Source organism: Mycobacterium sp. 94-17, from assembly GCF_035617725.1.
Classification (GTDB): domain Bacteria; phylum Actinomycetota; class Actinomycetes; order Mycobacteriales; family Mycobacteriaceae; genus Mycobacterium.
Genome location: NZ_JAPIYN010000009.1, coordinates 84,152 through 96,921, shown reverse-complemented (window position 1 = coordinate 96,921; position 12,770 = coordinate 84,152). Strand labels below are relative to the sequence as shown.

The window sequence follows — 12,770 nt, the reverse complement described above, 5'->3', positions numbered from 1 at the left end:
GTCACATGGTCAACACGGTGCGGTAATGCGCCCGGCCTTCCGCCAGGGCCGCATAGCCCTCCGCGGCTTGCGACAACGGCAGTTCCTCGATCCACGCCCGCACGCCGGACAGGACTGCGAAATGCATTGTGTCTTCGACTTCTTTCGCCGTTCCGGAGGGATGGCCGACGATGCTGACGCCCGGCGTGATCAGCTGCAGCGGGCTGATCGGCAACGGCTCGGGCGTGACCCCGATGGTGACCAGCTCACCTCGGGGGACGATGCCGCCGACCGTGGCGGCCATCGCTTCCGAATTGCCCGCGGTGGCCAGGACAACCGTCGCGCCGCCGAGGTCCTTCAGCGCTTCGGCGGGGTCGTCGGCCGTGGAGTCGATGTAGTGATGGGCGCCTAATTTTCGGGCATCCTCGGCCTTCGCGGTGCCGCGGTTGATCGCGATCGTCTCGAAGCCCATCGCCCGGGCGAACTGCACCCCGAGGTGGCCCAGCCCGCCGACACCGACAATCGCTACGCGGTCGCCGGGCAGCGCCTTGGTGTGCCTCAAGGCGTTATAGGTCGTCACGCCCGCACACCCCATCGGGGCGGCTTCGGCGTCCGATAGCTCCTGCGGAATTCGGGCCAGCGCGCTCACCGGGACGGTCACCGACTCCGCATATCCACCGGGATACTGCCAACTCGGCACCTTGCCGTTCTCGCAGTGTATGAACAAGCCCTTGCGGCATTGGTCGCAGCGATAGCAGCATCCGCCGAACCAGCCGACCGCGACGCGGTCACCGACTTCGAAATCCTGTACACCGTCGCCGATTTCGGCGACCTTGCCCGCGATTTCATGTCCGGGGGTCAGCGGCCACGACGTCCCGGGGAATCCGCCGTTGACGAAGTGCGCGTCGGTACCGCAGATGCCGCAGGCGGCGACCTTCAGTCGTACCTCGTCGCGACGGGGCGGTGTCGTTTCGGCGTCGACCAGCTCCAGGGCTGCGCCTGCGGACGGGACATGGACGGCTCGATGAGTGGGCATGTCCCTAGCCTGTCATCCGTGGGCGTGATGCGCGACGGGGCAGTTCTGGGCCCCGTTGGTGTGGTAGTCGACCTGCCAGTGCTTGATCCCGTTGAGCCAGCCCGACCGGAGCCGTTCGGGTCTGCCGACCGATTCCAGATCGGGCATGGCATCGGCGATGGCATTGAACATCAGGTCGATGGTCATCCGGGCCAGGTTGGCGCCGATGCAGTAGTGCGCGCCGGTACCGCCGAACCCCACGTGGGGGTTGGGATCGCGCAGGATGTTGAAGGTGAACGGATCGTCGAACACCTCCTCATCGAAATTAGCTGAGCGATAGACCATTACGACGCGTTGACCCTTTTTGATCTGAACGCCGGACAGTTCGTAGTCTTCCAGGGCGGTCCGCTGGAATGAGGTGACCGGGGTAGCCCACCGGACGATCTCGTCGGCCGTCGTGACGGGACGCTCGCGCTTGTACAGCTCCCACTGATCGGGGAAGTCGGTGAAGGCCATCATGCCCTGCGTAATGGAGTTGCGCGTCGTCTCGTTTCCGGCCACGGCGAGCAGGATGACGAAGAACCCGAACTCGTCGTCGGACAGCTTGTGCCCGTCGACGTCGGCCTGGATCAACTTGGTGACGATGTCTTCGCCGGGGTTCTGCGCCCGCTCGGCAGCCATCTGCATGGCGTAGGTGATCAATTCGACCGAGGCGCCCATCGCGTCGTTGCGCGCGAATTCGGGATCCTGGTCGCCCACCATTTCATTCGACCAGTGGAAGAGCTTCATGCGGTCTTCCTGCGGCACTCCCAGCAAACCGGCGATGGCCTGCAACGGAAGCTCGCACGAAACCTGCGCGACGAAGTCGCCGGAACCCTCGGCGGCCGCTTGGGCGACGATCTGTCGGGCGCGCACGTTCAGGTCGTCGCGTAACCGCTCGACGGCGCGGGGGGTGAAACCGCGGGAGATGATCTTGCGCAGGTGGGTGTGCTGCGGGGCGTCCATGTTGAGCAGCACGAATTTGCCGGTGTCGCGCTGCTCTTGCACGGTGCCCTCTTTGTAGCGGGGGAGGGCGGTGTTCTCCAGGCTCGAGAACACGTCGCTGCGCCGCGAAATCTCTTTGACGTCCTTGTGCTTGGACACCACCCAGAAGCCGCCGTCATCGAAGCCGCCAATGCCTTTCGGCTGTTCGTTCCACCAGATCGGGGCGGTGCGGCGCAACTCGGCCAGTTCTTCCACCGGGAGTCGCTCGGCGTGGATGTCCGGGTCGGTGAAGTCGAAGTCGGGAGGCAGATTGGGGACCCGCTTGACGGTTGGCTCGACGGTTGGCATGGCCCGCTCCTCGATGACGAAGTGGTCTAGTCGTCCATGTGCAAGGAAACCACTGCCGCACCTTGGTTGGGAAGCGTTGACGCAAGATCACCGGGGCCGAACTGGAACGTGTTCTCCACCGGCGGTTTCGCGCCGCGCGGCGGGCCCGCACCGGCGATCGCGGTCGCCGGCCGAAACGGCCTTGTGGCCGACCGTCCGACCGATATGCTTTGGTGCAGGTCACCGGTGACGACAGGCGGGGTAGACATGATTCGGGAACTGCTCAGCGCCGCTTCGATAGCGGGCATCACGATCGGCTTGGCACCGTGCGCGGCCGCCGGTTACGACGGCGACGTTCCGGGGATGAACTATCAGGCTTCGCTGGGCGCGCCGTGCGACAACTACGAGCGCTTCATCTTCGGACGAGGCCCCAGCGGCCAGGCCGAGGCCTGCCACTTCCCGCCGCCCAACCAGTTCCCCGCGGCCACCACCGGATACTGGGTGGCGTCGTATCCGCTGTATGGAGTCCAGCAGACCGGTGCGAAATGCCCGGGCTCACAGGCTGCCGCGCAAACTCCAGACGGACTTCCGATGTTGTGCCTCGGTGTCCAGGGATGGCAGCCCGGATGGTTTACCGGGGCGGGCTTTTTCCCGCCCGCCGGATGATCGTCGCGGCCATGAAGCCGGCCGCGAAGCGATGTGAGCCCGTCGCACCGCCCGTGCCCCGCTGGCTGCGCTTCGTGCTGGCCTCCGATCGCGCCGGGTCGGCGTGGTACATCGGCACCGGGTTTTTCTTCGCGCCGGTGCTCGCCGTGCTCTCGCCGTGGCCCGCAGTCACCGCAGTGCTGTGGGGGGTCATCGCGCTGGCGGGGCTGTGGCTGGGGCTGCTGGGCATCGCGATGGCCGTCGGTCTGGCGCGAATAATGCGCTCCGGGAAAGAAATTCCCGACGACTACTGGCGCTCGCTGGTTCATTACTGAGGCGCGACGCCGGCGAGAAGCGGCAGCCGCCCCCGTCTAGAGTCATAGCAACCGTCCTGCGATAAAAGGAGACTCGAGATGGCCTTCAATCCGAGAGATGCAGTCGACGCGGCGAGGGACATCGCGACCAACGCCGTCGAGAAAGCGTCCGACATCGTCGAACACGCCAGCGACATCATCCGCGGTGACGTGGCCGGCGGCGCCAGCGGCATCGTCCGGAACTCCATCGACATCGGCACCTACGCGCTCGACCGGACCAGGGAAGTGTTCACCGGTCACGACGACGACGTCGACGACGTCTAGGCGCGCCTAAACGGAGGCGGCCTCGTTGAGTTCGTCGAGGCGGCTGGTGGCTTCCAGGTATTCCTGCACCCAGCGTTCGATGACCGTTGCGGTCTTCTCCACCCTGGTGAACTGCCCGACCACCTGACCGACCGGGTTGAACGCCACGTCGACGGACTCGTTGGGGTACCTGTTGGTGGCTCGCACGGCCATGCCGGACACCATGTACTGCAACGGCATTCCCAGCGGCTTCGGGTTGTCCGGTGCCTCCCACGCCTCGGTCCAGTCGTTGCGCAGCATGCGGGCCGGCTTGCCGGTGAACGAGCGGCTGCGGACGGTGTCGCGGCTGCCGGCCTTGACGTAGGCCGCCTGTTGCACCGGGGTGTTCGAGGACTCCTCGACCATCAGCCATTGCGATCCGGTCCACGCGCCTTGCGCGCCGAGCGCCAGCGCGGCCGCGATCTGCTCGCCGCTGCCGATGCCGCCTGCGGCCAGCACCGGAACCGGGGCGACCTCCTTGACGACCTGCGGCCACAGCACGATCGAGCCGACCTCACCGCAGTGCCCACCGGCCTCGCCGCCCTGGGCGATGATGATGTCGACGCCCGCGTCGGCGTGCTTGCGAGCCTGCGAAGGTGAACCGCACAGCGCCGCCACCTTGAGTCCGGCGTCGTGGATGTGCTTGATCATCTCGGCCGGCGGAGTACCGAGCGCGTTGGCGATCATCTTCACCTTCGGGTGCTTGAGTGCCACCTCGACCTGGGGCGTGGCCGTGGCCTCGGTCCAACCGAGGAGTTGCAGGCTGTCACCGTCGCTGTCCTCGACCGGTACGCCATGGTCGGCGAGGATCTTCTTGCCGAAGTCGAGGTGCTCCTGCGGCACCATCTTGCGCAGCGTTTCGGCCAGTTCCTCCGCGGACAGGTGGGAGTCCATGCCCTCGTACTTGTTCGGGATCACGATGTCCACGCCGTAGGGGTGGTCGCCGATGTTCTCGTCGATCCAGTTGAGTTCGATCTCCAGCTGCTCGGGCGTGAAGCCGACCGCTCCGAGCACGCCGAACCCCCCGGCCTTACTGACCGCCACGACGACGTCGCGGCAGTGGGTGAAGGCGAAAATCGGGAACTCGATGCCGAGTTCGTCGCAGATAGGGGTGTGCATTACAACTCCTGGGAGCTCGCCGAATTGAAACGTGTTCTAGTTTATAACGTAGCTCACTGACGTGGCCAGCGGGTCCTGACCTGCGTCGTTTCACTACGATCCGTCGTGCATTTCAGATCACAGTGCTGTTTGCCACCCAGAGGATGAGAAACACGAGCATGCAGCCGGCGCAGACCAGATGGTCTCGGCAGATCGATCGCGCCAGGCGGGTCTGCTCGGACGGACTGTCCGCGCGATGGCCGAGCCGAACCGCATCGGGAACCGTGTGCGTCAACGCCAACATGGTCGGGATGCCCGCGAGCGGGGCCGAGGTCACCAGTAACCAGCCGGGATCGTGTCCGCGCGCCGCCTGCAGCACCAGCGTGCCCAGCAAGGTGAGCATGACGAGCGCGATGAGCCGGCTCATCGGCCGAGACGTGGTGGTCGCGCGGTGGTAGTACGCCGCGACGGACTCCAGCACCGCCTCCGGCAGTTCGGTCGCGGACTTCCGGTAGCGCAGAACCTGGACGTCGAACATCAGGTCCATCCACAAGATGGCGAACAGGAACCCGCCACAGGCCATGAGCAACGAGGCCATGGCACTCACCCACCTCTGATCCGTTCCGTGCGCCGCAGCGCCGTTGCCGCTTGGACTCATTGTTCTCGGGGACGCAAGAGGGCGCGGAGCTCCCGGTGGCGGCGGGCTGTTCCGCCGATGTGCCAGGTGGGAGAGCCCCGGTTGTGAGATTCTGCAGGGGTGTCCGCCGCTGCGGCTGCTACCCCCGCGGGGGTGGTGACGTTTCTGTTCACCGATGTGGAGGGTTCAAGGCGCCGGTGGGAAGCCGACGCCGACGGGATGCGCGAGGCGCGGAGCACGGCGGCTGGTTGTTCAAGCACACCGGCGACGGCGTCTGTGCGGCGTTCGGATCGCCAAGGTCGGCGGTGGACGCCACGGTGGCCGCGCAGCGGGCGATCGAGCTGCCGGTGCGCATGGGAGTGGCCACAGGCGAAGCCCAGCTGCGGGACGGCGACTACTTCGGCACGGCTTTGAATCGCGCCGCCCGCGTGATGGCCGCCGGCCATGGGGGTCAGATCCTGCTGACCGAGTCCACGGCGAGCCTGCTCAGCGGAGTTGGACTCATCGACCTGGGGCCGCGGAGATTGCGGGATTTGCCCACTCCCGTCGGGGTGTTCCAGGTGCGAGCCCCCGGGCTGCGGGTCGACTTCCCGCCACTGCGGGCACTCGATGTGACGCCGGGCAATCTCCGGTCCGCGGTCACCAACATCATCGGGCGCGAGTCCGAGGTCGACACTGTGGCACGGGCGCTCCGTGAACATCGTTTGGTGACGTTGACCGGTGCGGGCGGGGTGGGCAAGACCCGCCTGGCCTTGGAGGTGGCTTCGCGGCTGCGCGACGAGTTTCCCGATGGTGTCTGGTTTTTCGAGCTGGCCGCCGTGGCCGATCCGGCATCGGTGCCCGACGCGGTTGCAGCGATACTGGGTGTCACGCAGCAGCCGGGCAAGGGCGTGGCCGACAGCGTCGCCGCCGCGCAGGAGGGCAGAGTACGGCTGTTGGTGATCGACAACTGCGAGCATCTGCGCGACGCCGCCGCCGATTTGATCGAGGCCATCCTGGCGCAGTCGACGACCGTGGCGATCCTGTCCACCAGCCGCGAGGGATTGGGGGTCGTCGACGAGCAGTTGTGGGCGGTGCCCCGCTCGATGTCACCACGGGGGCCGACTCCGCCGGAGTGACGTTGTTCGTCGAACGCGCCCGCAGTGTGGCGCAACGATTCTCATTGGCCGGGGCGGACGACGCAGCGACCGTCGTGGACATCTGCCGACAACTCGACGGCATCCCGTTGGCCATCGAACTGGCGGCGTCGCGGATGGCGTCCATGACCCCGGGCGAGGTGCGCGACCGTCTCGGTCAGCGGTTCCGGCTGCTGGTCGGATCGGGTCGCGGCCTGCCACGCCACCAGACACTGCGCCACGCGGTGGCGTGGTCCTACGACTACCTCGACGAGGCGGAAAAGTCGCTGCTGGAACGGTGCTCGGTGTTCGCCGGGGGATTCGACCTCGAAAGTGCCTGTGCGGTAGCCGCATTCGAAGATGTCGATGACTACGTCGTCCTCGATCTCCTCGATGCCCTGGTACGCAAGTCGCTGCTGGTCGCCGACCGGTCGTCGGGGCGGACCCGGTTTTCGATGTTGGAGACGATCCGTCAGTTCGCCGAGGAGCAACTCATCGCCTGCGGCGAGGCGGCCGCAGCACGGGCCGCGCATGCCCGCTGTTTCGCCGGACGCGAACGCGACATCGCCGCGCTGTGGAACGGCCCCCGCCAGCGACAGGCGTACGACTGGTTCGCCGCTGAGTTGGCGAATTTGCGAGCCGCGTTCCGGTGGGCCGTCGACCAGGGCGATCTGGACGTCGGCGCCCCAATCGCGATACTTGCGGCGTGGCTTGGCTTTCAGACGGAGAACTACGAACCGATCGGGTGGGCCGAAGAGCTCATCGAGCCGGCGCGCGCTGTCAACCATCCCCGGCTCGCGGCCCTGTATGTGATGGCGTCCAACTGCTACATGGCCGGACGGGTCGACCCGGCTATCCACTACACGGAGGTCGCCGAGCGCGCGATCAGCGTTGGGAGCGAACATATCCCGTACGGAGCCGAAGGCTACGTCGGCGGGGCGTACGTCACCGTCCGCCAGCCGGATCGGTGGATTCGGTGGCTCCGCTCTCAGCTCGCACGCGGGCCGGACGACCACGCGTACATCACCGCGAACCTGCTCATCGCTCTGTCGGCAACCGGGGCTATCGACGAAGCGATGGCGGCCGCGGCCGGCCTGATCGATGCCGCCGAAGCCACCGGCAACCCGCAAGTGCTTTCCTCGGCGCTGCAAGGCTATAGCTTGGCCGTCAATGAGACCGACCCCCTCGGCTCGCTCGCCGCCATGCGCCGTGCGCTGGTGATCGCCCAAGACAGCGGCAACCGCGCCAATCAGTCACACATCGCGACCAACCTGTGCCGCGTCGAGGCCGAGCACGGCGATCCGCTGGCAGCCCTGGACTACTTCGCGATGGCGATCGCCAACTATCGCGACTCAGGCAACACCTACATGATCGGTGGCCCACTGGCGTCCCTTGCCACCTTCTTCGACCGGCTCGGACGATACGAGTCGGCGGCCACCATCGCCGGCTTCGCCGTCACAAGCCCTATCGCCGAACTTGCCCTCATGACAGGGTTCCACGCCGCGATCGAGCACCTTCGCGGTGTGCTCGGTGAGGTGAGCTACGAATCGCTCGCTCGCACGGGTGCGACGCTTACCACCACCGCCATGGCGACATACGCCTACGACCAGATCGACCAGGCCCGAACGGAACTCGAACAACGCGCGGGCCCCGTGGGCGACACGGCAGATCGAGGCTAGGGGCGTGTCCATGTTCACCGATGTGGAGTGTTGAAGCGTCGGCGGAAGGCGCCTGATGCCCACGACGACGTGTTGCGCCCGCCCAAGGCCCGCGGAGTGTAATCACTTGTGTCACTTAGGCTTCTCTGGTTTCAGCGCGGCGGTTTCTGTCGGTGGCTGGGCATAGTATTTCGAACATGAGTTCGGATGCTCGGGAAGACATCGATGCGGTGTTCGATGCCCTGGAATCCGACATGGACCGGCTCTGCGCGCTGTCGTTTGACGCCTTGACCACCCCCGAGCGGTTGCGGAAACTGGAACGCCTCGAAACGCTGGCACGCCGGCTGCGAGCGCCGAGTTATCAGTTGATCAATCAGGTTGGTGAGCAGGCGGATTCGGTGGAGTTGGGTGGCAGGTTGTCCTGGGCGCTGGCCGAGCGGCTGCACATCTCCCGCGCGGAGGCCGGGCGTCGCATCGCTGAGGCGGCCGATCTGGGTCCGCGGCGCGCGCTGACCGGTGCGCCGTTGGCGCCGGTGTTGGCTGCGACCGCGGCCGCGGTGCGTGACGGGGTGATCGGGGCCGATCACATCGTGGTGATCCGGCGATTTTTCCAGCAGCTGCCCGAGTCGGTCGATATCGAGACCTGCGCGCTGGCCGAAAAGCAGCTGGCGCACACCGCGGCCCGGTTTCGCCCCGATCAGCTGGCCAAGCTGGCCGCCCGGTTGCTGGACTGTGTGAATCCCGACGGCCGCTACACCGAGGCCGACCGGGCGCGGCGGCGCACGCTGGTGCTGGGTAACCAGCACGCCGACGGCATGTCGCCGGTGCGGGGCTGGCTGACCCCCGAGCTGCGCGCCGCCCTGGAAGCCGTGCTGGCCAAGCTGGCCGCCCCCGGGATGTGCAACCCCGAGGACGACACGCCGGTGGTGGACGGCGCGCCGTCCGAGCAGGCGGTGCAGGGCGACACCCGCAGCGCCGCCCAACGCAACCATGACGCACTGGGCGCCGCGTTGCGCGCGCTGCTGGCCAGCGGAGAACTCGGCCAGCACCACGGGTTACCGGCCTGCATCGTGGTGACCACCACGCTGGCCGAGCTGGAGGCCGCCGCCGGCACCGGGCTCACCGCCGGGGGCACCGTGTTGCCGATGTCCGATGTGATCCGTTTGGCCGGCCATGCCCGCCACTATCTGGTGCTTTTCGACAAGGGCAAGGCCCTGGCGCTGTATCACGCCAAGCGCCTAGCCTCCCCCGGGCAGCGAATTGTCCTGCACGCCAAGGATCGCGGCTGCAGCGCCCCCGGGCTGCGACGTGCCCGGCTTCTACTGCGAAGTCCACCACGTCGAAGACTGGTCCAAAACTCACCGCACCGACATCGACCAACTCACCCTGGCCTGCAGACCCCACCACCGCCTCCTCGACAACGGCTGGACCACCCGCAAAAACGCCCACGGCGACACCGAATGGATCCCACCCCCGCATCTCGAGCGCGGCCAACCCCGCACCAACACCTTCCACCACCCCGAAAAACTCCTCGCGGAAAGCGACGAGGATGACGACCCGTAGTCGATGCCTTGATCCGCTGCCGAGCAACCGGGTACGGTAGGGCTGCCAATTACGAAACTACGCGTAGCGTAATTGGCCTCCAAACCATTGAGAGGATCTGCTCGATGCGCAGCCGTTACGCCGGCGATCCCTTCACCACGCCCACATCCGAGATCGCCGCCGCGCTAGAGGATGTCAGCATCCCCACGCTGTTGCTCTCGCTCGTCCACATCACCGGCGACCCCCGCTTCATCCACGACTACAAGCAGATGGGCATCTTCCTCAACGAGGTCCAGGGGTTCATGTCGGAGGAGGATAAGGTGCGCGCCCGCGTCGAGGCCCTCACGGTGCTCACTGAATATCGGGACCGTGGCTGCCCCGAGCCACTGCCGCTGAGCCCCGAACTCATCCGGGAAATGATGGACTGGGCCGCGTGCGAGCACGTTCCCGACGACTATCTGTCGCTGGTGTCCGAAGAGCTCGACCTCGACGGCACCGACCCCCGGCGGCCCGCCCCGCTCCCGGCCGAGCGCACGGCCGACCTTCCGGTGATCGTCGTCGGCTGCGGCGAATCCGGCATCCTCGCGGGCGTGCGCCTCAAACAGGCCAACATCCCGTTCACCATCGTCGAAAAGAACGCGGGCCCCGGCGGAACATGGTGGGAGAACAGCTATCCCGGCGCACGGGTGGATGTGGCCAACCATTTCTATTGCTACAGCTTCGAACCCAACAACGACTGGACACACTTCTTCGCCGAGCAATACGAGCTGCGGGACTATTTCACCAACGTCATCGACAAGCGCGGGCTCGCCGAGCACGTGCGCTGGCGCACCGAGGTTCTCGCGGCCGAATGGGACGACGACGACGGCGCGTGGAGCGTCTCACTGCGTGCAACCGACGGCCAGACGACCACCGTGCGCGCGCGTGCGCTCATCACCGCGGTGGGCCAGCTGAACCGCCCCAACCTGCCGGCCTTCGAGGGAGCCGACACCTTCCGGGGACCGTCGTTCCACTCGGCGGCCTGGGACCACTCGGTGGACCTGAAAGGCAAGCGGGTCGCGCTCGTCGGCGCGGGCGCCAGCGGCTTCCAGATCGCCCCGGCGATCGCCGAGGACGTGGAACACCTCACCGTGTTCCAGCGGACCGCGCAGTGGATGTTCCCCAACCCCATGTATCACGACGAGGTCGGCGACGGAGTTCGCTGGGCGATGCGCCACCTTCCGTTCTACGGCAGGTGGTATCGCTTCCTGGTGCTGTGGCCCGGCTCGGACAAAGGCCTGGACGCAGCCGAAGGTGACCCGAACTACGCCGACCAGGAGCACGCCGTCAGCGACATCAACGCCGCCGCGCACATGATGTTCTCGCAATGGATCACCAGCCAGGTCGCCGAGGATTCCGGGTTGTTGGCCAAAGTGATGCCCGACTATCCGGCCTGTGGAAAACGCACGCTGCAGGACAACGGCAGCTGGCTGCGCACGCTGCAGCGCGACAACGTCGACTTGGTGCGCACTCCCATCGAGAAGATCACGCCACGGGGCATCGTCACCGATGACGGTGTGACCCATGACGTCGATATCATCTTGTACGCCACCGGGTTTCGACACACCGACGTGCTGTGGCCGCTGGAGGTCACCGGCCGAAATGGCACCGACCTGCACCAGATGTGGGGGAGTAGGCCGTATGCCTACCTCGGGATCACCGTCCCGGAATTCCCGAACTTCTTCATCGTCTACGGGCCGGGAACACACCTGGCCCACGGCGGCAGCCTCATCTTCCAGTCCGAACTGCAGATGCGCTACGTCGACCAGTGCCTGGCGCGACTGGCCGACGACAACGTGCATTCCATCGAGCCGAAGCCCGACGCCGCCACCGATTGGCACCGGCGGACGCAGGCCCAGATCAAGAAGATGGTGTGGTCGCATCCGGCGGTCAAACACTCGTATTTCAAGAACGCCGACGGGGAGATCCACACCGTGAGTCCATGGCGGCTCAACGAATATTGGTCGGCGGTGCGCGAACCCGACTGGTCACAATTCGTGGTGCGAGCGAAAGAATCAGCGCAACAAGGAAAGTGAGCACATCGATATGCGCACCGTAGTCGTGGATGGGCCCCGCAACATCCGGGTCGATACCCGCCCTGATCCGGCACTTCCCGGGCCCAACGGAGCGATCGTCGAGGTGACCGCCGCCGGCATCTGCGGATCCGACCTGCACTTCTACGAGGCCGACTTTCCGATGCCCGACCCGATTGCCCTCGGTCACGAAGCCATCGGCACCGTAGTCGAAGCCGGGCCAGAGGTGCGCAACGTCAAGGTCGGCGACCAGGTCATGGTGTCGTCGGTGACGGGCTGCGGCGCGTGCGCGGGATGCGCCACCCGCGATCCGGTGATGTGCCACTCCGGCTTTCAGATCTTCGGCGGCGGTGTGCTCGGCGGTGCGCAGGCCGATCTGCTCGCGGTGCCCGCCGCAGATTTCCAGCTGCTGAGGATGCCCAAAGGAATCAGCACCGAGCAGGCACTGCTGCTCACCGACAACCTGGCCACGGGTTGGGCCGCGGCGCAGCGGGCCGACATTCCCTTCGGTGGCACGGTGGCCGTGATCGGCTTGGGTGCCGTTGGCCTGTGTTCGCTGCGCAGCGCGCTGTTTCAGGGCGCTGCAACCGTTTTCGCGGTCGACCAGGTCGACGGCCGGCTGGAGCGTGCCGCCCGGTGGGGCGCGACACCGCTGAAAGCCCCGGCGCTCGAGGCCATCCTCGCCGCCACCGGCGGCCGTGGCGCCGACGCGGTGATCGACGCCGTCGCCACGGACGCCTCCCTGACCGATGCGCTCAACGCCGTCCGGCCCGGCGGCACGGTCTCGGTGGTGGGCGTGCACGACATGAATCCGTTCCCCCTCAACGCCTTGGGCTGCCTGATTCGCAGCATCACGCTGCGCATGACGACCGCGCCGGTGCAGCGCACCTGGCCGGAACTGATCCCGCTGCTGCAGTCGGGGCGGCTCGACGTCGACGGCATCTTCACCACCACAATGCCTTTGGACGAGGCGGCCAAAGGCTACGCCACCGCGGAGTCGCGATCGGGCGACGATGTGAAGATTCTGCTGACGCCTTAGGCC

At 66.6% G+C, this 12,770-nt stretch carries 11 protein-coding genes and 1 pseudogene; 8 read left to right on the top strand and 4 right to left on the bottom strand.

What is annotated here, in order from left to right; all coding sequences use genetic code 11:
* Nucleotide 1 precedes the first annotated feature (1 nt).
* Nucleotides 2-1,015, bottom strand: coding sequence for an alcohol dehydrogenase (locus OQ789_RS12795; RefSeq protein ID WP_324686215.1), 1,014 nt, complete (start codon nt 1,013-1,015; stop codon nt 2-4).
* 12 nt (nt 1,016-1,027) lie between these two features.
* The gene (locus OQ789_RS12790; RefSeq protein ID WP_324686214.1) at nt 1,028-2,326 is read right to left on the bottom strand and encodes a cytochrome P450; all 1,299 of its coding nucleotides are present in this window, start codon (nt 2,324-2,326) and stop codon (nt 1,028-1,030) included.
* Nucleotides 2,327-2,572: 246 nt separating this feature from the next.
* Between OQ789_RS12790 and OQ789_RS12785 the strand changes: the two genes are divergently transcribed.
* The 3 genes from OQ789_RS12785 to OQ789_RS12775 all read left to right on the top strand — a co-directional run bounded on the left by OQ789_RS12785 (nt 2,573) and on the right by OQ789_RS12775 (nt 3,588).
* Nucleotides 2,573-2,971 (top strand): hypothetical protein, encoded by a 399-nt coding sequence (locus OQ789_RS12785; RefSeq protein WP_324686213.1) that lies wholly within the window; start codon nt 2,573-2,575, stop codon nt 2,969-2,971.
* Complete coding sequence (locus OQ789_RS12780; RefSeq protein ID WP_324686211.1) at nt 2,968-3,285, top strand: hypothetical protein; 318 nt, start codon at nt 2,968-2,970, stop codon at nt 3,283-3,285. Before OQ789_RS12785 ends, OQ789_RS12780 begins: the two co-directional genes overlap by 4 nt.
* Nucleotides 3,286-3,363: 78 nt before the next feature.
* Complete coding sequence (locus OQ789_RS12775; RefSeq protein WP_324686210.1) at nt 3,364-3,588, top strand: hypothetical protein; 225 nt, start codon at nt 3,364-3,366, stop codon at nt 3,586-3,588.
* A gap of 6 nt (nt 3,589-3,594) precedes the next feature.
* On the opposite strand, the gene OQ789_RS12770 is transcribed toward OQ789_RS12775, so the two are convergent.
* Entirely contained in the window at nt 3,595-4,725 is a 1,131-nt protein-coding gene (locus OQ789_RS12770; RefSeq protein WP_324686208.1) for a nitronate monooxygenase family protein, read from the bottom strand.
* A gap of 112 nt (nt 4,726-4,837) precedes the next feature.
* A complete protein-coding gene (locus tag OQ789_RS12765; RefSeq protein WP_324686207.1) occupies nt 4,838-5,302 on the bottom strand; it encodes a hypothetical protein in 465 nt (154 codons plus the stop codon).
* A gap of 236 nt (nt 5,303-5,538) precedes the next feature.
* Between OQ789_RS12765 and OQ789_RS12760 the strand changes: the two genes are divergently transcribed.
* The 5 genes and pseudogenes from OQ789_RS12760 to OQ789_RS12740 all read left to right on the top strand — a co-directional run bounded on the left by OQ789_RS12760 (nt 5,539) and on the right by OQ789_RS12740 (nt 12,767).
* Nucleotides 5,539-6,459, top strand: a complete 921-nt coding sequence (locus OQ789_RS12760; protein ID WP_324686206.1) for an ATP-binding protein — start codon at nt 5,539-5,541, stop codon at nt 6,457-6,459.
* The gene (locus OQ789_RS12755) at nt 6,408-8,135 is read left to right on the top strand and encodes a hypothetical protein (RefSeq protein ID WP_324686205.1); all 1,728 of its coding nucleotides are present in this window, start codon (nt 6,408-6,410) and stop codon (nt 8,133-8,135) included. Before OQ789_RS12760 ends, OQ789_RS12755 begins: the two co-directional genes overlap by 52 nt.
* Nucleotides 8,136-8,311: 176 nt before the next feature.
* Nucleotides 8,312-9,677, top strand: a pseudogene (locus tag OQ789_RS12750) (HNH endonuclease signature motif containing protein).
* A 104-nt stretch (nt 9,678-9,781) separates the two neighbouring features.
* On the top strand, nt 9,782-11,731 hold the full coding sequence (locus OQ789_RS12745; RefSeq protein WP_324686203.1) for an NAD(P)/FAD-dependent oxidoreductase: 1,950 nt from the start codon (nt 9,782-9,784) through the stop codon (nt 11,729-11,731).
* A gap of 10 nt (nt 11,732-11,741) precedes the next feature.
* On the top strand, nt 11,742-12,767 hold the full coding sequence (locus OQ789_RS12740; RefSeq protein WP_324686202.1) for an alcohol dehydrogenase catalytic domain-containing protein: 1,026 nt from the start codon (nt 11,742-11,744) through the stop codon (nt 12,765-12,767).
* Nucleotides 12,768-12,770 lie beyond the last annotated feature (3 nt).

What these genes read in the sequence shown, in the direction of transcription:
- OQ789_RS12795 (WP_324686215.1), bottom strand. Translation starts at nt 1,015, where the DNA reads ATGCCCACTCATCGAGCCGTCCATGTCCCGTCCGCAGGCGCAGCCCTG.
- OQ789_RS12790 (WP_324686214.1), bottom strand. Translation starts at nt 2,326, where the DNA reads ATGCCAACCGTCGAGCCAACCGTCAAGCGGGTCCCCAATCTGCCTCCC.
- OQ789_RS12785 (WP_324686213.1), top strand. Translation starts at nt 2,573, where the DNA reads ATGATTCGGGAACTGCTCAGCGCCGCTTCGATAGCGGGCATCACGATC.
- OQ789_RS12780 (WP_324686211.1), top strand. Translation starts at nt 2,968, where the DNA reads ATGATCGTCGCGGCCATGAAGCCGGCCGCGAAGCGATGTGAGCCCGTC.
- OQ789_RS12775 (WP_324686210.1), top strand. Translation starts at nt 3,364, where the DNA reads ATGGCCTTCAATCCGAGAGATGCAGTCGACGCGGCGAGGGACATCGCG.
- OQ789_RS12770 (WP_324686208.1), bottom strand. Translation starts at nt 4,725, where the DNA reads ATGCACACCCCTATCTGCGACGAACTCGGCATCGAGTTCCCGATTTTC.
- OQ789_RS12765 (WP_324686207.1), bottom strand. Translation starts at nt 5,302, where the DNA reads ATGGCCTCGTTGCTCATGGCCTGTGGCGGGTTCCTGTTCGCCATCTTG.
- OQ789_RS12745 (WP_324686203.1), top strand. Translation starts at nt 9,782, where the DNA reads ATGCGCAGCCGTTACGCCGGCGATCCCTTCACCACGCCCACATCCGAG.
- OQ789_RS12740 (WP_324686202.1), top strand. Translation starts at nt 11,742, where the DNA reads ATGCGCACCGTAGTCGTGGATGGGCCCCGCAACATCCGGGTCGATACC.